23 protein-coding genes are annotated in these 21,592 nt (G+C 70.6%); 10 read left to right on the top strand and 13 right to left on the bottom strand.

Features of this window, described 5'->3' with window-relative positions:
• Positions 1 to 101: 101 nt before the first annotated feature.
• From FOF52_RS19155 to FOF52_RS19135, 5 genes are all read right to left on the bottom strand, one after another.
• Positions 102 to 959: a phosphotransferase gene (locus FOF52_RS19155; protein ID WP_248591294.1), complete on the bottom strand. Its 858-nt coding sequence runs from the start codon at positions 957 to 959 to the stop codon at positions 102 to 104.
• A gap of 9 nt (positions 960 to 968) precedes the next feature.
• On the bottom strand, positions 969 to 1,844 hold the full coding sequence (locus FOF52_RS19150) for an aldo/keto reductase (RefSeq protein WP_248591293.1): 876 nt from the start codon (positions 1,842 to 1,844) through the stop codon (positions 969 to 971).
• On the bottom strand, positions 1,841 to 3,049 hold the full coding sequence (locus FOF52_RS19145) for a cupin domain-containing protein (RefSeq protein WP_248591292.1): 1,209 nt from the start codon (positions 3,047 to 3,049) through the stop codon (positions 1,841 to 1,843). The genes FOF52_RS19150 and FOF52_RS19145 overlap by 4 nt, the downstream gene beginning before the upstream one ends.
• 288 nt (positions 3,050 to 3,337) lie before the next feature.
• Positions 3,338 to 4,141 carry a helix-turn-helix domain-containing protein gene (locus FOF52_RS19140; protein ID WP_248591291.1) on the bottom strand — a complete coding sequence of 268 codons (804 nt, stop codon included), beginning with the start codon at positions 4,139 to 4,141 and terminating at the stop codon, positions 3,338 to 3,340.
• Complete coding sequence (locus FOF52_RS19135; RefSeq protein WP_341849697.1) at positions 4,089 to 4,781, bottom strand: DUF6879 family protein; 693 nt, start codon at positions 4,779 to 4,781, stop codon at positions 4,089 to 4,091. The genes FOF52_RS19140 and FOF52_RS19135 overlap by 53 nt, the downstream gene beginning before the upstream one ends.
• A gap of 968 nt (positions 4,782 to 5,749) precedes the next feature.
• On the opposite strand from FOF52_RS19135, the gene FOF52_RS19130 reads away from it, so the two are divergent.
• Positions 5,750 to 5,908, top strand: a complete 159-nt coding sequence (locus tag FOF52_RS19130) for an LPXTG cell wall anchor domain-containing protein (protein ID WP_248591290.1) — start codon at positions 5,750 to 5,752, stop codon at positions 5,906 to 5,908.
• Positions 5,909 to 5,983: 75 nt separating this feature from the next.
• On the opposite strand, the gene FOF52_RS19125 is transcribed toward FOF52_RS19130, so the two are convergent.
• Both FOF52_RS19125 and FOF52_RS19120 read right to left on the bottom strand, forming a co-directional pair.
• Positions 5,984 to 6,748, bottom strand: coding sequence for a crotonase/enoyl-CoA hydratase family protein (locus FOF52_RS19125; RefSeq protein WP_248591289.1), 765 nt, complete (start codon positions 6,746 to 6,748; stop codon positions 5,984 to 5,986).
• Between the two features lie 11 nt (positions 6,749 to 6,759).
• Complete coding sequence (locus FOF52_RS19120) at positions 6,760 to 7,533, bottom strand: SDR family NAD(P)-dependent oxidoreductase (RefSeq protein WP_248591288.1); 774 nt, start codon at positions 7,531 to 7,533, stop codon at positions 6,760 to 6,762.
• Between the two features lie 330 nt (positions 7,534 to 7,863).
• Here FOF52_RS19120 and FOF52_RS19115 point away from each other — a divergent pair, with 330 nt between their 5' ends.
• Entirely contained in the window at positions 7,864 to 8,697 is an 834-nt protein-coding gene (locus FOF52_RS19115; protein WP_248591287.1) for a hypothetical protein, read from the top strand.
• Between the two features lie 11 nt (positions 8,698 to 8,708).
• Complete coding sequence (locus FOF52_RS19110) at positions 8,709 to 9,806, top strand: ROK family glucokinase (protein ID WP_248591286.1); 1,098 nt, start codon at positions 8,709 to 8,711, stop codon at positions 9,804 to 9,806.
• Here FOF52_RS19110 and FOF52_RS19105 read toward each other — a convergent pair.
• Positions 9,777 to 11,120 (bottom strand): KamA family radical SAM protein, encoded by a 1,344-nt coding sequence (locus FOF52_RS19105; protein ID WP_248593935.1) that lies wholly within the window; start codon positions 11,118 to 11,120, stop codon positions 9,777 to 9,779. The genes FOF52_RS19110 and FOF52_RS19105 overlap by 30 nt on opposite strands.
• Before the next feature lie 408 nt (positions 11,121 to 11,528).
• Here FOF52_RS19105 and plsX point away from each other — a divergent pair, with 408 nt between their 5' ends.
• The 4 genes from plsX (at position 11,529) to FOF52_RS19085 (ending at position 16,553) form a co-directional block, all read left to right on the top strand.
• Complete coding sequence (gene plsX / locus FOF52_RS19100) at positions 11,529 to 12,617, top strand: phosphate acyltransferase PlsX (RefSeq protein ID WP_248591285.1); 1,089 nt, start codon at positions 11,529 to 11,531, stop codon at positions 12,615 to 12,617.
• A gap of 69 nt (positions 12,618 to 12,686) precedes the next feature.
• Positions 12,687 to 13,994 (top strand): hypothetical protein, encoded by a 1,308-nt coding sequence (locus tag FOF52_RS19095; RefSeq protein WP_248591284.1) that lies wholly within the window; start codon positions 12,687 to 12,689, stop codon positions 13,992 to 13,994.
• 70 nt (positions 13,995 to 14,064) lie between these two features.
• Entirely contained in the window at positions 14,065 to 15,795 is a 1,731-nt protein-coding gene (argS, locus tag FOF52_RS19090; RefSeq protein ID WP_248591283.1) for an arginine--tRNA ligase, read from the top strand.
• Between the two features lie 158 nt (positions 15,796 to 15,953).
• Positions 15,954 to 16,553: a YceI family protein gene (locus tag FOF52_RS19085; RefSeq protein ID WP_248591282.1), complete on the top strand. Its 600-nt coding sequence runs from the start codon at positions 15,954 to 15,956 to the stop codon at positions 16,551 to 16,553.
• A 58-nt stretch (positions 16,554 to 16,611) separates the two neighbouring features.
• On the opposite strand, the gene FOF52_RS19080 is transcribed toward FOF52_RS19085, so the two are convergent.
• Positions 16,612 to 17,529: an alpha/beta hydrolase gene (locus tag FOF52_RS19080; protein ID WP_248591281.1), complete on the bottom strand. Its 918-nt coding sequence runs from the start codon at positions 17,527 to 17,529 to the stop codon at positions 16,612 to 16,614.
• A 148-nt stretch (positions 17,530 to 17,677) separates the two neighbouring features.
• On the opposite strand from FOF52_RS19080, the gene FOF52_RS19075 reads away from it, so the two are divergent.
• Positions 17,678 to 18,409: a TetR family transcriptional regulator gene (locus tag FOF52_RS19075; RefSeq protein WP_248591280.1), complete on the top strand. Its 732-nt coding sequence runs from the start codon at positions 17,678 to 17,680 to the stop codon at positions 18,407 to 18,409.
• Between the two features lie 131 nt (positions 18,410 to 18,540).
• Here the strand turns inward: FOF52_RS19075 and FOF52_RS19070 are convergent, their stop codons facing one another.
• The 4 genes from FOF52_RS19070 to FOF52_RS19055 all read right to left on the bottom strand — a co-directional run bounded on the left by FOF52_RS19070 (position 18,541) and on the right by FOF52_RS19055 (position 20,132).
• Positions 18,541 to 18,873, bottom strand: coding sequence for a hypothetical protein (locus FOF52_RS19070; RefSeq protein WP_248591279.1), 333 nt, complete (start codon positions 18,871 to 18,873; stop codon positions 18,541 to 18,543).
• A 38-nt stretch (positions 18,874 to 18,911) separates the two neighbouring features.
• A complete protein-coding gene (locus FOF52_RS19065) occupies positions 18,912 to 19,241 on the bottom strand; it encodes a hypothetical protein (protein ID WP_248591278.1) in 330 nt (109 codons plus the stop codon).
• Positions 19,238 to 19,519: a hypothetical protein gene (locus FOF52_RS19060; RefSeq protein WP_248591277.1), complete on the bottom strand. Its 282-nt coding sequence runs from the start codon at positions 19,517 to 19,519 to the stop codon at positions 19,238 to 19,240. The genes FOF52_RS19065 and FOF52_RS19060 overlap by 4 nt, the downstream gene beginning before the upstream one ends.
• A gap of 184 nt (positions 19,520 to 19,703) precedes the next feature.
• On the bottom strand, positions 19,704 to 20,132 hold the full coding sequence (locus FOF52_RS19055) for an ATP-binding protein (RefSeq protein ID WP_248591276.1): 429 nt from the start codon (positions 20,130 to 20,132) through the stop codon (positions 19,704 to 19,706).
• Positions 20,133 to 20,539: 407 nt separating this feature from the next.
• Between FOF52_RS19055 and FOF52_RS19050 the strand changes: the two genes are divergently transcribed.
• Both FOF52_RS19050 and FOF52_RS19045 read left to right on the top strand, forming a co-directional pair.
• Positions 20,540 to 21,394: a helix-turn-helix domain-containing protein gene (locus FOF52_RS19050; protein WP_248591275.1), complete on the top strand. Its 855-nt coding sequence runs from the start codon at positions 20,540 to 20,542 to the stop codon at positions 21,392 to 21,394.
• A gap of 5 nt (positions 21,395 to 21,399) precedes the next feature.
• A complete protein-coding gene (locus FOF52_RS19045; RefSeq protein WP_425265502.1) occupies positions 21,400 to 21,591 on the top strand; it encodes a DUF397 domain-containing protein in 192 nt (63 codons plus the stop codon).
• Position 21,592 lies beyond the last annotated feature (1 nt).

The following is a 21,592-nucleotide window of genomic DNA, read 5'->3' as shown; positions in this document are numbered from 1 at the left end:
TGAGGTACCCGCGTCCATACTCACGGTGTGCGACACAGCCCAACAAGCGGCATCGAGAATCAGCTCACCGACGCCCCTGCGGCAGACGAGGCACAGCCCCCTCATCGACGCAACAGGACCCGGGCATGGTCGAGGACGAGCGGGGCGAGACGGGCGTGGACGGGGTCGCGCTGCCCGGCTTGGACGATGGTGGCGGCTGCGACCAGTTCGGCCAGCAGCCCGTCGGGAGTGTCCAGGACAGAGGCGAAAGCAGTGCGGACACGGGCGGCGGTCTCGGGCACTGCCAGGGTGTAGGCATACAGCAGGGCTGCGTCGAACCCTGCAGGAGCCAGTCCCCAGCCTTCCCAGTCCAAGATGGCCAGTGGAGTACGGGTGAGGTTGGCCCAGTGCAGGTCGCCGTGGGCACTGCACCAACGGCGCACCGTGGTGTCAAAGCCGAGCCGGACAACGTCGGGGATAAAGGCACCGATGCGGTGGATGTAGTCCTGTGTCAGCACCAAGCGCTTACGCGGAACCTCAACCTCGGCGAGCACGGTCATGGCGTCGACGAGTTGGCTCCACCAGGCGTCATCCAGATCGACCGGACAGGCCAAGTCAGGACTGGGGCTGATGACCGGCTGGGCCAAGTAGGTCCATACCGTGGCCTGATACCACCGCTGTCCCTCGGACCACTCATAGCTGTCCACCAGATGCGGCCGGGGCAGGGTGTCCGGCAGGGCTTGGTCTGCCGAATAAGGGCCATCCCACAGTTTGCCGCCCCGTCGGCTGGCGAAAACCAAGCGCAGCCATCGCAGGCGACCGTCGGCGTCGATGACGGTACAGCCGAGCGACCGCCCGCCGTGCCCGTAGACCACAGAACCATTGTTGCCCGCAGGCGCGAACTGGAGCACTCCGCAAGCCCGCTCCAGCGCTGCTGTCAGCGATCCGTCTCCGTGGTCAGCCGCGAGTGAGGAGGTCACAGAGTTTCCTTATCTTGTCGTCATCCAACGAGGGACGCGCGACTGCCGCCAACGCGGTGTCCCAGTGTTCCCGAGTACTGGTTGAGACCAGGACCCCGTGGCCGGTGTAGCGGCAACCGCCATCAAGGCTGCAACCACCGGGGGCACTCCCGGAGCGATGAAGTCGGCCAGACTTCGATTGACCAGGCTGACAAGCTCACCGCCGTGCAGTGGAGCCGCCGCCCACACCTCCAAGCCTCGATCAACCGCTTCAACAATTGGTCCCCGCTGGTGGACCGCCTCTTCCATCGCTGTGATCTCCACGAGGCTGACCGGGAGCTGGACGGCGGTCAGTCCCGTCTCGGGACTCCCGGCAGCCTCTTGCGCCAACTTCGCCAACCGCGGCACGGTGAAAGCACCGTCCTTGAACCCCGACCAAGTGGCTACGCCGTATCCATCGATGACTCCATCCGCACAGGCTTTTTCCAAGCGTTCGAAAGCGGATCGAAGCGCGGTGTGCAACAGTTCGGGATCGGTGTCCCCGAAACGCTCAGGATTGTGCAGGTAGACGAGGTCGATAGCTGGTCTTCCGAGTTCGGCGATGTTCTCCCGCAGTTGGAAGTCGACGTAGTCGGGATGAATGCTGTGGCCGTTGTGGACCTCCTCTTGTCGAATCGCTCCCGCTCGCACAGCTCGCCTCGCCTGCTGCACCGTCATGTGGCCGATCTTCGTGGACACCCGCAGCTTGGGATACGCGGCTAGCACAGGAGCCAACTGCTGCTGGGCCGCACCGTTTCCGTAGACAGGGGCAGTATCAATGAGAGGACAGCCTGCCGCTGCCGCGATGCCGGCAGCTTTCCGGACGTCACGGCAGCGGTAGGTTCCCAGCCCGAGGAGGCAGTTCACGGCTTCGCGCTCCGCGGTGTCTCGGCAATGGTCAACACTCCGTCGTGAAGCAACCTCTCCAAGGTGCTCCTCAAGGCTGCGACAGGGATGTCGGGAACAATCCCGTGAAGACTGACCGCATCCGACACCGCACCGTTCGCCAACTGTTCCAAGGCGGGACGGATCACACCAGCCAGCGTCCAGCGTCGCCCCTGAGCTGCCAGGACCACAGTTCCATCGGGGCCACCCTCCAGACGGGCACGGTGCGACGCCAGCCTGATCGGAGTCCGGGCATCCAGTTCTCCGACAACAGCCGTTGGAAGAGAGAAGGATGGACGTGCCTGGGCAGTCGTGTCCAGATAGGTCCGGTACTCCTCGACGATGTCGGGACGGGCGAGATGGTCGGAGAGGATCTGGGAGAGTTCAGCAGCCCACTTCCGCTGCTCTACGGGCGTGGAGAAGCGGGGAACATCCCGGCGGACGTGGACGTGCTCGCGCAGGACTCCACTCAGCCAAGCCAAGAAGTCGACCCCGGTCGTGGTCGTCAACCCGCAGGTGAGGTGCAGACTGGGTTCTCCTTCGGAGGCAGCGGCAGCGTGCCAGCATCCACGTGGTACGTGGAGGATGTCCCCAGCCTCCATGACGAACTCGTCGATCGGTGCTTCAGGGATGTCGGTGGCGAAATCCACATCGTAGTGGAGTGGTGCCTCGCGGGTCGTTCCGTAGATGCGCCAGCGTTTACGGCCCGAAATTTGAAGGACAATCACGTCGTGGTCGTCCCAGTGGACTCCAAAGCCCTCCTTGGCGGTCCACGATGCGTAGGCATTGACCTGGATACGGGTGCTGAGCCAACGTTCCAGAGCACAAGTCATCCGGGCGATCGGCGGGTGCATCTCGTCGATCGCGTCCAACACGAGCGTGGCTCCTTCCCGCAGTTGCTTGTGAAGTAGGTGCGGGACTGGCGCCTGCCATTCAGGCATCCGCCGGTAGATGCGGCGCTCGCAGTAGGCGGAGACGTCCACCGAGGAGTTGTCGAGCGCCAGGCGCAACCGAGGCGGATTCAACCGATGCGTGGCCAGCAGATGGTTCAATGCGTCCCAGGTCAGCAAGTGGGAGAGGGCGTCCCGATCCTCTTCGGGGGCTTTCCACACTCTGTGTTCGCGACCCAGAACCTGGGCGGGGAAGGAATCCCCGCCCAGGCGGTCGCTGATCAGGTCAGCGATCATTGTCCGGCCTTCTCCTAGTGGTGGGCGTTGTCGTTCAGGTCGGACCTGCCGGTTCCGCCACCGTCTGAAGGCTGTTCCCCCCGACTGCGAGCGACGGCGATCTCCTCTACCGCCACGAGCAGCTCTCCGCCGTGGTCATTGCGGTCCATCTGTTCTCCTCTCAGGCGCAGGCAGAAGGGAGCCCTCGGACACTGATATGTGCACCGGTGGTGTGCGACCGCCTACATAACGACGCTAAAGAGGCGTGCTGCCGTGCCTCAACGAAGTTGCATGAGGTTGCACTGATTCTCAGTCGAGGGTGTTGATCGCGGACGTGATGAGAGCCCTGGCTTGCTGCCCGTAGACTGCGAGCCGGTGCAGTTCGGTGAAAGCCTTCACATAAGTGGCGACTTCGGTGGGGGTACTGACCGTCACCTCTGCTGTCAGCAACTCCACCTGCACCAGGCGGTCGTCGAAGATGTAGCAAGCCTCCAGTGGCCACATGCGCCGAGACGCAGTAAAGGGGATGATCCCCAGAGAAACATTTGGCAGCGACGCCGTGGAGCGAAGGTAGTCGAGCTGCTCAGACATGATTTCGGCATCGCCGATGCGGTAGCGCAGCGCCGACTCCTCCACGAGGAACGCGAATCTGCGCTTCCCGTCGTGAAGGATTCGGGAGCGGGTCATGCGTGCCCGGACCGCTTCGGCAACGTCGTTGGGAATACCCCGGAACTCGGTGATCGCGGACAGCAGCGCAGTGGCGTACGCGGGGGTCTGCACGAAGCCGGGAACGATGTCTGGGGAGTAGACGCGGAAGCGGGTGGTCCGTTCATACAGCGGAACGTAGGACTCCTGGAGTCGTCGTAGCCCGGTCCGCTGTCTGCGTCGCCACTCCACGTACATCGACTCGGCGGTGCGGGATGCGGCGATGAGATCGGCGATCTGGTCCTCCGCCCCGCAGGCCGTGCACCAAGCACGGATGTCGGCGTCGGAAGGTGGGGTACGTGCGTTCTCGATCCGGGACGTCTTGGCCTTGTGCCAACCGCAGCGGACAGCCAGGTCATGCCCGGTTAGACCGGCGTCCAGCCGCAGTTCCCTGAGCCGCGCCGCCACAGCTTGGCGTGCAGCTTGGGCGCTGGACGACGGGGACGAGGGCATGCCTGGCTGTCCGGATCCGGCGCTCAGACCTGGTAGTCCTCGTGGGGATCGCCCGGTCCCACACCGCCTCGAAGGCGGTGGTGCAGAGTTTCGCCACGGCCGGATCGTCGATGATCTCCTGCCCCAGGAGGACGCCGTCGCCGCTGAAGTGGTTGACCCGCACGAGCCGGTCGTCGAACAGCCAGAAGTCGTTGCCGGGCAGTGCGAGGTCGGTGGCACGGCGGCGGGGCAGCCAGCGCACCTGTTCTCCGGCGATGACGTTGGCCCGGGTGATGTGGTGCTCGTAGCGGATGTACTCGCTCACCGGCTCCGACACCACACGGGCTCGACGCACGACCACGCCGCGGGCCACGGCGTCGGCGACGGCCTGGTAGAAGGGATGCCACCAGGTGGAGCGGTCGTTCCAGTCAGTGCGGTGACCGCGTTTCCACGCCTCGAAGTCGTCCACCTCGTCGCCGACGGCGTAGACGTCACGCATCTCCAGATGCACCGCCGAACGCCGGCAGGCAGCCAGTTGGTCCACGAACGCGGGAACGCTCTGCGCCATCACACGCCTCTCGAACTCGAAGCCGACACCGTGGGAAGGTCCGGACAACGGGACGATCGTGCCACGGACGGGAGCGGAACGGCGGTTCACGGGCCGTTTCTGTCCAGATCATCCTCTGGTCAAGACTGGGGCGGCGAGGCCAATGGTTGGGTAAGGGTGCCGCGCGGCGGGTTTCAGATCTTCCCTCCACGGATTGTTGTTTGGATTGCGCACCCGGGATCCCCGGGGTGCGCGATCGGCAGCGCTCACTCCTGGGGGGAAGGTTGAGTCTTCTGGTGAGGGGAATCGTGGCGTCCGGTTTGTCGGCCGCCCTGGCTTTCTCCGCGATATCGTTCCTGGCCTGGCAGACGGCCGACCATCCGGTCGGCGAACCCGCGACCGATCCGTCGACGGTGCTGGTCCACGACGCCTCGGGGGTCACCGAGTGGGAGTGCTTCGCCGAGTCCTCCGTGGGGTCCAGTGCCGCGAACTGCTCGGGGCGGGCGGAGAGCCTTCCGGCCACGCCGGAGTTCGACCTTCCGTCGGGGGGATGGGAAGCAGTCGCGGGCCCCGCGGTCCCGCACGGTCCCGACGCCTCCTGGCCTGCCGAGTGGCCTCCTCCCGCAGCGACCCGACTGGACGAGGAGATCCTCGGCTCGCCCGACGGGAGGCCGACGGACCGGCCCACCGCGTCGCCCACCGACCGGCCGACCCACTCGCCCACACACCACCCGACGCACCGGCCGACCCACCGGCCGACGGACCGGCCCACCGCGTCGCCCACCGACCGGCCGACCCACCGGCCCACCCACTCACCCACGCACCACCCGACACACCACCCGACCCACCGGCCCACGCACCACCCGACGCACCACCCGACGCACCGCCCGACCGCGTCGCCCACCCACCGGCCCACGCACCACCCGACGCACCGACCCACGCACCGGCCGACCCATCACCCGACGCACCACCCGACCCACAGCCCGACCGCGTCGCCCACACAGAGTCCCACCGGGTCGCCGACGCACAGCCCGACCGTGTCGCCCACGCGTCCCCCGTCGGGCGGCGGGTCCCTGCCGGTGACCGGCGTGGAGACGATGGCGTTCGCCGCGATCGCCGGCGCGGTGGCGCTCGCCGGCGCCGCGCTCATCGCGGGCAGCCGCCGCCGTCGCCCGGTCCGGCACCGGCTCAGGTGACCGCATGACAGCGGCCGTGCCGTGGACGGGGTGGTCACCCACCGCCGTCGCGGCACGGCCGTGCTGCTGTGCGGGCTACTCGCCCTTCCAGACGGGCTTGCGCTTCTCCGCGAAGGCCGCCGCGCCCTCGGCCGCGTCATGGCTGGTGAAGACCTGGCTGACGATGTCGTCCTGCCGCTGCCACCGCTCCTCGCCCGGCCAGTCGTCGGACTCGACGATGACGCGCTTGGAGACGGCGACCGCCATCGGGGCGTTCTCCGCGATCCGCGCGGCGAGTTCCCGCGCCCCCTCCAGCGCCTGGCCGCTGGGGGTGATCCGGTTGACCAGCCCCAGTTGGGCGGCGCGCGGGGCCTCGACGAAGTCGCCGGTCAGCGCGAACTCCATGGCGATGTTGCGGGGGATGCGGTGCTGCAGGCGGAGCAGTCCGCCCGCCGCGGCGACCAGGCCGCGTTTGACCTCGGGGATGCCGAACCGGGCGTCCTCGGCGGCGACCACCAGGTCGCAGGCGAGCACCGCCTCGAACCCTCCGGCCAGCGCGTAGCCCTCGACCGCCGCGATCAGCGGCTTCTTCGGCGGGCGCTGGGCGAAGCCGCCGAACCCGCGCCCCTCGATGATCGGCACCTCGCCCGCCAGGAACGCCTTGAGGTCCATGCCCGCGCAGAAGGTGCCGCCCGCCCCGGTGATGATCCCGACGGTGAGGTCCCTGCGGGAGTCGAGGTCGTCCAGGGCTGCGGCGATCTGCTCGGCCACGGCCCGGTTCACCGCGTTCCTGGCCCGGGGCCGGTTGATGGTGATGACGGCGACGCCGTCCGCCGCCTCGTAGAGCACTTCGTCGGCCACGCTGTCGCCCCCTACTTCGGCTGCATGCGCAGGCCGCCGTCGATGCGCACGACCTCGGCGTTGATGTAGCTGATCTCCAGCAGTGCACGGGCCAGCCGCGCGAACTCCGCCGGGGTGCCCAGCCGCTTGGGGAACGGCACCGGCGCGGCGAGGCGGCGCTTGAACTCCTCGGCCTCCGGCCCCTGGCCGTAGATGGGGGTGTCGAGGATGCCGGGCGCGATGGTGTTGACGCGCACCCCGATCGCGGCCAGGTCGCGCGCGGCGGGCACGGTCATGCCGATGATGCCGCCCTTGGAGGAGGAGTAGGCGATCTGGCCGATCTGTCCCTCGATGCCCGCCAGCGACGCGGTGTTGACGATCGCGCCGCGCTCGCCGTCCTCGTTGACCGGTTCGGTCTTCGCCATCGCGGCGGCGGCCAGCCGCACCAGGTTGAAGGTGCCGATCAGGTTGACGTCGATGACCTTCCGGTAGGAGGCCAGGTCGTGCGGTGTGCCGTCGCGCGCCACGGTGCGGGAGGCCCAGCCGATGCCCGCGCAGGACACCACCGCCCGGAGCGGCCGGCCGGTGTCCACCGCGGCCTGCACCGCCGCCTGCACCTGCTCCTCGTCGGAGACGTCGGTGCGGACGAAGACGCCGCCGACCTCCTTGGCCAGGGCCTCGCCGCGTTCGGCGTTGAGGTCCGCGACGACCGGGGTCGCCCCCGCCGACGCCAGTTCCCTGACGGTTGCCTCTCCCAGACCGCTCGCCCCGCCGGACACGAGGGCGGCTACTCCGTTCAGTTCCATGTGGCGCACTTTACAGAGACGGGGTCCAAAAAACTAGAACGGCGTTCGGTATTTTCGGGCAAAACTCCGCGTGGCGGCGGCCGCCGCCCACCGCCGCCGTGATCCGGCTCTCGTCCCCGGCCGCGCGGAATCCCCGCGCCCTCCGGAGGGTTTCCAGGACAGCAGGGGTGTCCGAGGAGAACCGCCGACCGTACACTTGCCTCTACCCACCGGGACTCCCGGCCGGACGTGCCCCCCTCCGTCCGACAGGCCCGCGGGTGCGCCGCGCGCCCCCGTACTCCCCTCTCCCCTGGTTGTCGACCGCGCCCGTCCCGGACGAAGGAGGCATGTGTGAGCGATTGGTTCGCCGTCCACATCGTGGCCACCGGCCGGTTGCCGCTGTTCAGCTTCTTTGTCGCGTTCGTGGCCGGTTTCCTGCTGATCCGCTGCAGTGTGCGGATGATCCGCGCCCAGGTGCGGTGGTGGCCCGGCAACGTGACCCCGGGCGGCCTGCACATCCACCACGTCGTCTTCGGGGTGGCGTTCATGCTGGTCGGCGGGGTCTCCGGGCTGCTCATCACCGACCGCGACGGGGCGGCCCTGGCAGTCTCGGCAGCCCTGTTCGGGTTCGGCTCCGCGCTGGTGCTCGACGAGTTCGCGCTGATCCTGCACCTGCGCGACGTGTACTGGACCGAGCAGGGGCGCACCTCCGTCGACGCGGTGTTCGTGGCGATCGCCCTGAGCGGGCTGCTGCTGACCGGACTGCGCCCGGTGGGGTGGAGCGAGTTCTGGGGCGCCGCGCCGGGCGCCGCGTTCGCGCAGGCCGGAATGGCCGCGCTCATCGTGGTCAACTTCGCGGGCGCGGCGGTCAGCCTGCTCAAGGGCAAGATCTGGAGCGGGATCATCGGGGTCTTCATCCCGGTGATCAGCATCGTCGCCGCGGTGCGCCTGGCCGTCCCCGGTTCCCCGTGGGCGCGGTGGCGCTACCCGGAGGGATCGGCCAAGCTCGCCGCCGCCGTCCGCCGCGACCAGCGGCTGCGCCGTCCGCTCATCCGCGCCAAGATCCGCTTCCAGGAACTCATCGCCGGACGCCACGACCTCGTCCTGGAGACCGCGCCCGTCCTCGACCGGGTGCTGCCCGCCCTCCCGGACCGGCGTGACCAACCGGTGGGCCACCTCGACTAGGGTCACTCTGCGTGGTCTTCACTCAGACAGCGGGCCGTCGGCTGCGCGGACTCGTCATCGGCATCGACATCGGCGGCACGAAGGTGGCGGGGGGCGTGGTCACCCCGACCGGCCGGGTGCTGTCCCGGTTACGCACCGAGACGCCGGACCGCAGCAAGGCCCCCGAGGTCGTCGAGGACACCATCGTCGACCTCGTGGAGCAGCTGCGCCGCGGCCACCGCATCCGGGCGGTCGGCGTCGGCGCCGCCGGATTCGTCGACGAGCGGCGCACCCGCGTGCTCTTCGCCCCGCACCTGTCCTGGCGGGACGAGCCGCTGCGGGAGTCGCTCCAGGACCGCCTGGGGCTCCCCGTGGTCGTGGAGAACGACGCCAACGCCGCGGCCTGGGCCGAGACCCGTATGGGGGCGGGGCGCGGGGTGCGCGACGTCGTCGTGGTGAACCTGGGCACCGGGATCGGCGGGGGCATCGTCATCGACGGCGCGCTGCGCCGCGGGCGGCACGGTCTGGCCGGAGAGTTCGGCCACATGGTCGTGGTGCCCGACGGGCACCGCTGCGAGTGTGGCAACCGGGGCTGCTGGGAGCAGTACGCCAGCGGCAACGCGCTGACCCGCGAGGCCCGGGAACTGGCCGCGGCGCACTCGCTGACGGCCTCCCGGCTGCTGGAGGCGGCGGACGGGGACCCCGCCCGGATCACCGGTCCGCTGGTGACCGCGCTGGCCCGCGAGGGCGACCGCGCCTGCGTCGAACTGCTGGAGGACATGGGCGCCTGGCTGGGCGCGGGACTGGCCAACCTGGCCGCGGCCTTCGACCCGGAGCTGTTCATCATCGGCGGCGGGGTGTGCGAGGCCGACGAACTGCTGCTCGCGCCCGCGCGCGCCCACTTCCGCCGCGCGCTCACCGGCCGCGGCCACCGCCCCGAGGCGCGGATCGTGCGGGCGGCGCTGGGCAACGAGGCGGGTCTGATCGGCGCCGCCGACCTGGCCCGCGACGTTCCGTCGCACCGCGGGCCCAGGCGGCCCGGGAGGGCGGCGCGGTCCCGACTCCTCTTCTCCAGAGGGTCGGGACCGCGTCCGCGTCGGTCAGGGATGCGCTCCGGTGGCCGGCTCTGAACCGTCCACGGCCGGCTCCGTCTCGTAGGGGAACCGGGTGGCGCCCAGCGCCGGCTTCAGGTCGAACAGCCAGACCGCCTTCTCGTCGTACTTGGCGAAGAACGGCCGGTTGACCAGTTCGGGGTCGCGCGCCTGGATGAAGTGGAGCAGGAACACCTTCTCGCCGTTGACCTCGGTGACGCCGTCCACGCACACCTTGCCGGGGGTGGCCGACATGGACGGGCCGCGCACGGTCCGCGCCAGTCCCGAGACGCTGTTGTAGGCCCTGCGGAAGATCTCGTAGGCCTCCGCCAGCGGTACCGCGAAGTAGTCCTGCGGTCCGGTGTCGCGCTCCACGAACATGTAGTAGGGGATCATCCCGTGCCGCACGTGGGTGCGCCACATGCTCGCCCAGGTCTCGGGATCGTCGTTGATCGTGCGGATCAGCGGGGCCTGGGTGCGGATCACCGAGCCGGTGCCGCGGATGCGCCGCACCGCCTCCTGCACCATGTCGGGCTCCATCTCCCGGGGGTGGGAGAAGTGCGCCATGAACGCCAGGTTCTTGCCGGCGTTCACGACCTGCTCGAACAGGCGGAGCGTGTCGTCGGCGTCGGGGTCGGTGACGAACCGCTGCGGCCAGTAGGCCAGCGACTTGGTGCCGATGCGGATGGACTCCAGGGTCTCCACCTCGAGCAGCGGTTCGATGTAGCGGCGCAGCACCGCCTCACCCATGATCATCGGGTCGCCGCCGGTCAGCAGGACGCTGGTGACCTCGGGGTGCTGGCGCAGGTAGGCCACCAAGCGGTCGATCTCGTCGGTGGCCATCTTCAGGTCGGGTTCTCCCACGAACTGCGCCCAGCGGAAGCAGTACGTGCAGTAGGAGTGGCAGGTCTGCCCCTGCTTGGGGAAGAACAGCACGGTCTCGTGGTACTTGTGCTGCACACCCGGCATGGGCTCCTCGCCGATCTTGGGCAGGTTGAGCTGCAGCTGCCCGGCCGGGTGGGGGTTGAGCCTGGCCCGCACCTCGTTGGCGGCCCGGTTGATCTCCTGGCGGGGGGCGTCCCGGCGCAGCAGGTCGGCGATCCTCGCCACGTCCGCTTCGGGGAGCATGTCCGCCTGCGGGAAGGTGAGCCGGTAGATGGGGTCGTCGGGAGCCGCGTCCCAGTCGATCAGCTCGTCGATGACGTAGGAGTTGACCCGGAACGGCAGGACGGTGGCCACCGCGCGGATCGCGAGCCGCTCCTCGTCCCCGAATCCCGCACGAGCGGTCAGCTCGTCGAGGTGTTTCGACGTGTAGGCACGGAAGCGGCGGCCGGCGGACGCCTGGGGTGCCATGTCGTGCGTCAAGCTCACGCGTCTCCTCTCGTGTCACATGTCACGCAGTCAAGCGGTCGGCCGACTCTGCGTGACACTGCGGTCGCACTCTGTGCGCATATCGGACTCGCCGCTGACCTTGTCGGCGCGGTCCAGGGGGCTGACAGGGGCCGCGTTGCCCCTCGTCACGTGCGGAGTCCGATTCCGGCAGACTCCTTACCCTATTCGTCCCCTTCTGAGGTGAGAATTCCGAGTACGGCATTATCCGGGAAACACAGTGATTTCCCAGCTTTCCCCCCATCTATCGACGGTACCTTCCGTGCCGGGACCCCTGTCTCGCCGCCCCGCTCCCCGGCCAGGCGGAATACCCTGGCCCCGGGGGTGCACCGGAGCCGTCCGCCGCCGCGCCCCGCCCGCACGAGGAGCCCCATGAGCAGCGCAGCCACCGCCCAGCGGTCTTCTTCCGCCCCGCCGCCCCTGATCGCGGTGGACGCGATGGGCGGTGACCACGCGCCCCGCGAGGTCGTCGCGGGCGCGGCGCAGGCCGTCCGCGAGCACGGCCTGCGCCTGGTCCTGGTGGGACGCACCGCCGAACTGGCCCCGCTGGTCGCCGCCGAACAGGCCGCCCGGGAGCTCCCCATCGTGCACGCCGAGGAGGCCCTGGCCATGCACGAGGGCGCGCTGGCGGCCTGGCGGCGCGCCCGCTCCAGCGTCGCGGTGGGCTGCAAACTGATCCGGCAGGGCACCGCGGCGGCACTGGTCTCGGCCGGCTCCACCGGCGGGGTGGTGTCGGCCGCCACGGTCCGCCTGCGCACCCTCCCCGGCGTGCTGCGCCCCGCACTGGCCCTGGTCCTGCCCACCCGTCCCACGCCGACGGTCCTGCTGGACGCCGGGGCCAACGCCGACGCCAAACCGGAGATGCTGGTGCAGTTCGCCCACCTGGGGGCGGCCTACGCGCGCACCGGCCACGGCATCGCCGAACCGCGGGTGGGCATCCTCACCATCGGCGCCGAACCCGGCAAGGGCAACAAACTGGCCCGCCGGGCGGCCGAACTGCTGTCCGCGCACGCCGCCGAGGAGCCCCGCCTGGACTTCCGCGGCAACATCGAGGGCCACGACCTGCTCGCCGGCCTCGTGGACGTGGTCGTCACCGACGGGTTCACCGGCAACGTGGCGCTGAAGTCGGTGGAGGGCGCGGTGAGCTTCGCCTTCGAGGAGATCCGCGCGGCGCTCACCTCCAGTCCGCTGGCGCGGCTCGGCGCCCTGTTCCAACGCCGGGCGCTGCGGGAGCTGCAGGCCCGCTTCGACTCCGAGACCTACGGCGGCGCGGTGCTGCTCGGCCTGAACGGGACCGTGGTCATCGCGCACGGCGCCAGCCGCGCCCAGGGGATCGCCCAGGCCTGCCTGCTCGCCCACCAGCTGGTGGTCGGCCGCATCACCGACCAGATCCGCCGCGGCGTCGCAGGCGTGAGCCGCACCCCGTCCTGGCTGCACCGGCTCAACCCGGCCGAGGAGTGAGGCCCCGCGCCGCGATCCGTTCCCGGTGCACGGTTCCGCTCACCCCCCGTGAGACGGCATGCTGGGCGGGTGCCCGACGAACCTCCCCGCCGCTCCCCCGCCCGCACCGCCGCGGCGCTGCTGCTGACCCTCACCACCGTCGTGGTCACCGGCGCCGCGACCCTGACGAGCGTCCGCTCCCACACCCCGTCCCCGCTGGAGCGCACCGACGCCGAGGTGGTCGCCGACGTGCTGCCCCGCCTGGCGTTCCTCCGGGACGCGCTGGACGAGGGAGCGGGCACGGACATGCAGGCGCTGTTCCCCGAGGGCTACTTCTTCACGCACGCGCTGTACGGCCTGACCTGGCTGTCGGTGGCCCAGCGCGACCCCGGCCTGCGGGACCGGGCGCTGCAGGAGGCCCGCTGGGCCCTGGAGCGGCTGTACTCCCCGGCGGGCACCGCGCCGTTCTCCGCCGCGACCGTCCCCGCCTACGGGGTGTTCCACGCGGGCTGGAGCGCCTGGCTGCGCGGGCAGACCGTGGCCGTGGCCGGCGGACCGGAGCGGGCGCCCGAGGAGATGGCCGCCCTCGACACCGCCGCCGAGGAGCTGGCCGCCGCCTTCGAGTCCTCCCTCGCCCGCGGCACCCCGTTCCTGGCCGCCTACCCGGGGCAGGCGTGGCCGGTGGACAGCGTCGTGGCCATGGCGGCGCTGCGGCTGCGCGACCACCTGGCCGGGGAGGACCGCTACGCGCCGCTGTTCCGGGTGTGGATGACCGAGGTGCGCGCCCGCCTGGACCCCGCGACCGGGCTCGTCCCGCACCGGGTGGACGCCGTGCACGGCCGCGTGGTCGAGGGGGCGCGGGGCTCCTCCCAGGCGCTGCTGCTGCGCTTCCTGTTCGAACTCGACCCCGAGTGGGCGGCGGCCGACTACACGGTCTTCCGTGAACTGTTCGCCTCCGACGTCGCGATGCTGCCGGGCGTGCGCGAGTACCCCCGGGGCGACGACTCCCCCGGCGACGTCGACTCCGGCCCGCTGGTGTTCGGCCTGTCCGCGTCGGCCAGCACGGTCGCCCTCGCCGACGCCGTGCTCGCCGAGGACACCGCCACGGCCGCCGCGCTCACCGGTTTCGCCGAGGCCGCCGGCATGGCGGTGGAGTGGCGCGGGCAGCGCCGCTACCTGGGCGGGACGCTGCCGGTGGGCGACGCGTTCCTGGCGTGGGCGCTGGCCACGACCCCGACCGTGTCGGGGCGGGTCCCCGCCGCGCCCACCGACACCGTCTCCCCGTGGTGGCGGCTGCCCTGGTACGCGCTGACCCTGCTGCCCGCGGCGGCCCTGGCCTGGGCCACGGCCCGGGTGTGGCGTCCGCACGCCCCGCCCCGCCGCGACGGCTCCCCGTAGCGGCCCGCCGACCGGGCCCGGGGCCACCGCGCACGACCATCCAGTGGAAGGCACTCACTAAGCTGTGGGCATGGCCGATCCGCAAGAAGTTCTCGCCCGACGGGTGCAGTCCGCGCTCGGCGCCGCCTTCGGCTCCGAGTACGCCGACGCCGACCCCGTCATCCGTCCCTCGCAGTTCGCCGACTTCCAGGCCAACGTCGCGCTGGCACTGGCCAAGCAGCTGCGACGTTCCCCGCGCGACGCCGCCACCGCGATCGTGGAGCACCTGGACGTCGCCGACGTCTGCCGCGAGGTCGAGATCAGCGGACCGGGCTTCATCAACCTGGCGCTGCGCGACGAGTGGATCGCCGAGCGGGTCCAGGACCTGCTCTCCGACGACCGGCTGGGCACGCCCGTCCAGGAGCGGCAGAACATCCCGATCGACTACTCCGCGCCGAACGTGGCCAAGGAGATGCACGTCGGGCACCTGCGCACCACCGTCGTCGGCGACGCGCTGGCCCGCACCCTGGAGTTCCTCGGCCACCACGTCATCCGGCAGAACCACATCGGCGACTGGGGCACCCCCTTCGGCATGCTCATCGAGCACCTGCTGGAGGTCGGTGAGGACTCCGCCGACGCCGCGCTGCTCAAGACCGACCCCAACGCCTTCTACCAGGCGGCGCGCGCCAAGTTCGACGGCGACGAGGAGTTCGCCGCCCGGGCGCGGCAGCGCGTGGTGGCGCTGCAGGGCGGCGACGCCGAGACGCTGCGGCTGTGGCACGACCTGATCGGGCTGTCCAAGGTCTACTTCAACCGGATCTACGACCGGCTCGACGTCACCCTCACCGACGACGACCTCGCCGGGGAGAGCACCTACAACGACATGCTCGGCCCGATCTGCGACGAGCTGTCCGAGAAGGGGCTGGCGGTGGTCAGCGACGGCGCGCTGTGCGTGTTCCTCGACGGCTTCACCGGCCGCGAGGGCAAGCCGGTGCCGCTGATCATCCGCAAGAGCGACGGCGGGTACGGCTACGCCACCACCGACCTGGCCACCATCAAGTACCGGGTCGAGCAGCTCAAGGCCGACCGCATCGTCTACGTCATCGGCGCCCCGCAGTCCCTGCACCTGCGCATGGTGTACGAGACCGCTCGGCAGGCCGGGTGGCTGGGCGACGCCGAGCCGATCCACGTGCAGATCGGCAACGTGCTCGGCTCCGACGGCAAGATCCTGCGCACCCGCAGCGGCGCGCCGATCCGGCTGATGGCGCTGCTGGACGAGGCCGTGGAGCGCGCCTCCGCGGTGGTCGCGGAGACCCGCCCCGACCTGGACGACGAGACGCGCGCCGCGATCGCCCGCGACGTCGGCATCGGCGCGGTCAAGTACGCCGACCTGTCGATCGCGCACGACACCGAGTACGTGTTCGACTTCGACCGCATGCTGGCGCTCAACGGCAACACCGGCCCCTACCTGCAGTACGCGGTCGCGCGCATCCGGTCGATCTTCCGCCGGGGCGGGGTCGACCCGGCCCAAGCCGCCGGACCGGTCCTGGTCACCGAGCCCGCCGAGCGCGCCCTGGCGCTCAAGCTGCTGGGCTTCGGTCCCACCGTCGCCCAGGTGGGCGACACCCTGGAACCGCACCGGCTGTGCGCCTACCTGTTCGACCTGGCGCAGGCGTTCACCGCCTTCTACGAGGCCTGCCCGGTCCTCAAGGCCGACCGGGACGAGGTGCGCGCCTCGCGGCTGGCGCTGACCGCCGTCACCCTGGCCACCCTGGTCAAGGGCCTGGACCTGCTCGGCGTGCGGGCCCCCGAGCAGATGTAGCCGACTGTCCGTCCGTGCTGCGGGCCGCCTCCGTTCGCGGGGCGGCCCGCACGCGTCGGACCGCGTTCTCCCGCCCCGATCGGGGGGTCCGTCCACCCACCGGCATACTCGCTAACGGACGTCCGCCCTCTGTTCACCTCGTCATCAGAAAGCAGACCATGACCGTACAGGTGGAGAACGCACAGCAGGTGGGTCCCCGTCCGGGGACGTGGTATCTGGACCCGTTGCACTCCAATCTGATCTTCGTCGCCCACTACCTGCGTTTCGGTCGCGTCCAGGGCACCCTCAACCGGGCGCGCGGGACGGTGGTGGTCGCCGAGGACCCGCTCGACTCCACGGTGGAGGTGACGGTGGAGACCGGCAGCCTCAACACCGGGGTGCGGGCCCGCGACGCGCACCTGTGCTCGGCGGAGTTCCTCGACGCGGAGACGTACCCGCGGACGCGGTTCGTCAGCACCGGCGTGGAGGAGCACGCGGACCGCAAGGCCAACGCGTTCGTCCTGCACGGGGACCTGTCCCTGCACGGGGTGACGCGGCCGGTCTCCCTGGACTGCCAGTGGGTCGGCGAGGCCCCGCACTACCTGGGCGCCGAGCACGGGCACGGCCACTTCTTCAGCGGCAGCACGGTGCTGCGCCTGTCGGACTTCGGCATCAGCGACGGCGGCGAACTGCCCTGGGGCGGCCGCCTGATCGGCGACGAGGTCGACATCGTGCTGGAGATCCGCCTCCAGGACCGCGAACCGGAGGACGTGGAGTAGCTCCGGAGCCGACGCCGTCGGGCCCCTGTCCCGCACGCACCGCCCGCCGGCGTCGCCCTCACCGCAGCAGGTGGCGGCGGAGGAACGCGATCTGGTCGGCGACGGCCCGCTCGTGGGAGGCCCCGCCCCGGTAGATCTCGAAGTGCCGCCCGGGGTAGCCGCGCACCTGGATCCCGGGGTTGCGCGCCGTCACCCTCGTCAGGTGGTCGAACGGGACCTCCCGGTCCCCCTCCGCCGCACAGACCAGGACGGGGACGGTGATCCGGTCGACCACCGCACCGGGTTCGTAGCGGGTCAGGTCGAACACGGCCCTGGGGGCGAACTCGTTGCGCCACAGCGTGTCCTCGGTGTCGTTCACGTCGAGCGCCCGCCGGGCGTGGGGGTCGGTGAACATCGCGGTGTCGCCGGGTTCGCCGACGGCTTTGACCAGGATCGGGTCCTTGCCACGTCGGGCGCGCAGCAGGTCGCGCACGGCGGCCGCGGCCAGTCTGAGCGTGCTCGGGTCGGTCAGCGAGCGGAGTTTGTCGCCGGTGGTGCGCCAGTCGCCGAGCCAGGGGATCTGCGCGACGGCCGCGGCGAGGTGGGGGTCGTCGGCGGCGACGGACAGCACGTGCCCGCCGCCCAGCGACGACCCCCACAGCGCGACGCGGTCGGGGTCGAGGTCGGCGCGGGAGCGGGCGAAGCGGATCGCGGCGCGCCAGTCCTCCTGCTGCCCGTCGATGTCGACGAGCTGGCGGGGCTGTCCCCCGCTGGCGCCGAAGTTGCGGTAGTCGAAGGCGAGGACGGTCAGGCCCGCGTCCGCGAACCGCCGTGCGTAGTGGGCCAGTCGGTCCGCGGTGCCGGTGAAGCCGTGCGCCATCACCACGCACGGCTGCCGCCCGGTGGCCGCACCGGGGGGCCGGTGCAGGACTCCGGCGCACGTGGTGCCGCCGGAGTCGAAGGCGACCCGTTCCGGTCGTGCCGGTCCGTCCACCATGCGTGCCGTCTCCCCACCCCGCTGCTGACCGTCGGTCAACAACATACCCGAGGAACTGACCTAAGGTAAAGAGCGTCGGAGGCGGCGCGCCGGCGGCGGCGCACGACGCGGGAGGGAAGCGGTGGCGGTCCCGGAGCACCCCCCGGGCATGGCGGGGCGGATTCTGGAGGCGGCCCGGGCGCTGTTCGCGGAGCAGGGCTACCGGGCCACGTCGATGCGGCAGATCGCCGAGCGGGTCGGCGTCACCAAGGCCGCGCTCTACTACCACTTCCCGGCCAAGAACGAGATCCTGCACCACCTGACCGGGCCGCTGCTGGACGAGCTGGAGGCCGCGCTCGCCGACGCGGAGCGGCACGCCGACCCCGAGACGGTGCGCTGGCGGGCGATCGAGGGCTACCTCGACGTCTTCCTGCGCCACCGCGAGACGCTGCTGGTCCTGGTCCGGGACATGTCGCTGCTGGTGGAGGCGCCGGTGGCGGACCGGTTCCGCGCCGCCGTCGCCCTGGCGGGCGACCTGGTCGCCGGCCCCGACCGGAGCCTGGCCAACCGGGTGCGCTCGGCGCAGGCGGTCGCGGGCCTGGGCGACGCGGTCGCGATCTTCGCCGACGTCGCCCCCGAGGTGGTCCGGGAGCACGTCCTCGACGGGGTGCGCGCCCTGCTCGGCCCGCCCGCGCGGCGGCCGGAGGGGGAGCCGCCCGCCGTGCCCGTCCGCCGGGGCCGCCCCCGGGGCCGCGGCGGCGGCCGCCCCGCCGCGCTCACCCCGGCCCAGGCCGCCCGCGCCCGGGAGCGGTACGCCTCCGGACAGCACACCGTGGAGCGCATCGCCGCGGAACTGGGGGTGTCGCGGTCCACGGTGTACCGGGTGCTCAGAACCGGCTAGTTTTGAAACATAGATTTCGAAACTACTGGAGAGTACGGCGATCTTGGCCCCAGAGCCATAAAAGGGTTCCGACCATGCCTCCAGTCCCAGAAAGCATGGCTGCTCTGGCCCTGGGGGCATGGTCGGGACAGTCACAGGGGGCAGGTGGCGCTGAGGGAGGCGCAGCCGTGCAGGGCCGTGCTGACGAGGAGCGCCACGGTGGCCAGCGCGGTGAGGGCGCGCGGGCCGTTCCGGGGACGGCGGTGGGCTCCGGGGCGGCCCGGCTGCCGGGGGCGGGGGCGGTCCGGCCGGTCGTCCCCGGGCCGGGCGGCGCGGTGCTCGGCCGGGCGGATGACGCGGTGCGGGAAGTGCGGTTCCCGACGGGCGTACATCCAGGCGGGCAGCACGGTTTCGGGCGGGTCGTCGGGGATCCAGGGCCGCGGCGGGCGCATGCGGGGCCGGGGCGGGTGGACGGTCGTGGTCATGGTGGACCTCTCTGATCGGAGAAGCGTGGCGTGCCGGATCAGGCCGGGGGTGTGCGGGTGACCTGGCCGGGGCCGGCGATGACGTGGCCGGACAGGCGCAGCGAGGGCGGCAGCCCGCGCGAGTCGGTGTAGCCGGTGACGGTGCGGGGCAGCGGGTCGCCCTTCAGCCACACCCGGCTGCCGACCGGGTAGGCGGCGCGCAGTTCGGCCTGCCGGCGGGTGCGGGCCGCGGCGGCCAGGCGGGCGGCCAGTGCCTCGACCTGCGCGGTGGTCAGCTCGACGCCGTCGCGCCAGACCCGGTCGCCGCACACCCGGTACGCGGTCTCGGCGGGCTCCCCGACGGGATCTGTAGTGCGGCGGCGGCTCATGCGGGCTCCTCTGGTGGGGTGGGCGGCTGGTCGGGGGTGTCGAGCAGGTGCGGGGTGGCGTAGACCCACCGGTCGCCGACCTGCTGGTAGAGGCCGGAAACGCCGTGGCTGGTGAGGAACACGAAACGTTCGGTTCCGTAGTCCTGCACGAGGGCGGCCAGGTCGGCGGTGGTGAGCGCCAGTCCGTCCAGCGGTCCGGCGAACAAGGTCACGGTGGTGTCGTGGTCCATGCGGGTGGTGTGCTTTCCGGTGGTGGAGCGCTGCGGGAAGGCGACCATCCCTCCGGCGCCCCGGGGCGGGAGGGATGGGAAGAGCGCGGGTGGTCCGCGGGCCGGGGCCGGGGAAGGAGCAGCCCCGGCCCGCAGGTCGAGGGAACCGCCGGGAGTGCGGCGGTTTTGTCCCCAGGGCCATCAAGGCGGCCGAGAAGGGCTCTGGGGACAAGATCGCTGGGGCTTCCCCCGGTCAGGGGGTGAGCGGGAGGCCGTCCCAGGTCAGGTGGAAGTAGACGCCGTCCTCCCAGGGGGCGAGAGTGCCCCACATGGTGGCGAGCTGGTCGACGAGGAACATGCCCCGGCCGTGCTCGCTGAACGGGTCGTCGGACCGGACGACCTGGGGGACGGACTGCCGGAGGCGCGGGGGAAGGGTGCGCACCTCGACGTGGACGCCGCGCGCATCCGTGCACACGTGGACCCGGAAGGTCTGGCCGGGGTCACCGGACCGGGTGTGCCGAATCGCGTTCGTGACCAGCTCGGACACGATCAGCTCGGCCCGGTCCACCACCTCGTCGGGAGCGGTGGTCTGCGGACACAGCCGGAGCGCACCGGTGACGAACCGGCGGGCGGCAGCCACACTGCCCGGCGTGCCGGGAAAGGACGTGAGGGAGATCGTCACCGGGCCACCCCCTGAGCGGAGGAGGGGGAGGGCTGGACAGCCAGGGCGAGCAGGACGTACGGGCGGACACGGGACGTCCGCCGCGATCCGGACACGGGCGGGGCAGTAGCCTTGGGCATGAGTCACCACCTGGGTTTGGCAGGTTGGGGGCTAAGCCCCGGCTCGGTGTCGTCACCACCGAGTCGGGGCGCTTACGTACGCCAAATGCGCCCACCTGCTGTTGTCGAGGGCCTCAACAGCGCACCAGAGTCTTGGCAATCCCCATCAGTACCTACGGGCCCGCCGGAACCATGTGCGCCACCTCCCCAGCGGGGTGGGTGACTGGCATCACCCATCATGGATGGCAATCGCCATCCATGCAACCACTTTCCAGCAATTGCCAGAGAAATTGTCGCTACCATCGACCTATGAGACGCATGCACAGCCCTACTGTCCGACGACGGCGACTTGCTGCTGAACTGCGAAAACTACGACTGTCAGCAAAGCTGGGAAGCGCCCAAGCGGCGAAGAAGTTGGGGTGGCCAGCTTCCAAGCTCACAAGGATCGAGCGGGCTGAACGAGGCGTGGCCGCTCCAGATCTGGCGGCACTTCTGGAGCTCTACGAGGTCAACGACCCGCAGACGCGGAACGGACTCGCAGCTCTCCAGAAGCAGTCCAAAGAGCGGGGCTGGTGGTACGACTACCGAGATGTGTTCGGAGGCAGCGCACTCCCGGACTTTGAGTCGGAAGCAAGCCACATCCAGACCTTCGAAGGGCTTGCGGTACCCGGACTTCTGGAGACCCCGGCCTACATCAAAGCGGCATTCCGAGCGGGTGACGCGCTACCCGACAGCGTGGTGGAACGCCACTTGGAAGCACGTCTGGAACGCCAACGCATCCTCGAAGGCCACAACCCTGCAAAGTTGACAGCGATCATCGACGAGGCTGCACTGCGGCGCATGGTCGGTGGCACCAAGGTGATGTACGAGCAGATTCAACACCTGGCGCACATGGCCCTCCGCCACAACGTGGACCTTCGGGTACTGCCGTTCTCTGCTGGAGCCCACGCAGGGATGCTGGGAGCGTTCACCCTGCTCCACTTCCCGGACCCTCTCGACACCAGCCTTGGATTCATCGAATCGGTCGCTAGTACCCTAATCGTGGAGGAACCCCACCAACTGGAGCGTTTGAGCGAGGTATTCGGACACCTCCAAGGCTCCGCTCTGCTACCGAACCAGACAGTGGACTTCCTTCATCGAATGCTGGACGATATCCCCGTTTAGAGGGAGTGGTACCCGTGGAGAGCGTTGAGTTCCGAAAGTCTTCATACTCGGCCAACGGCGTGAACTGCGTCGAGGTGGCCGAGACCCCCGCCGCTGTCTTGGTTCGTGACACCCAGCACCGCCACCTCGGCCACCTGGACTTCACCCCTTCCGAGTGGGTGGCCTTCCTCGCCGACCTCAGGGCCGGACGCCTGTAGT

Origin of the sequence: Thermobifida alba (assembly GCF_023208015.1) — a bacterium.
Lineage (GTDB): Bacteria > Actinomycetota > Actinomycetes > Streptosporangiales > Streptosporangiaceae > Thermobifida > Thermobifida alba.
Note: the sequence above shows the minus strand (reverse complement) of the source record. Positions and strands in the feature narration are given on the sequence as shown.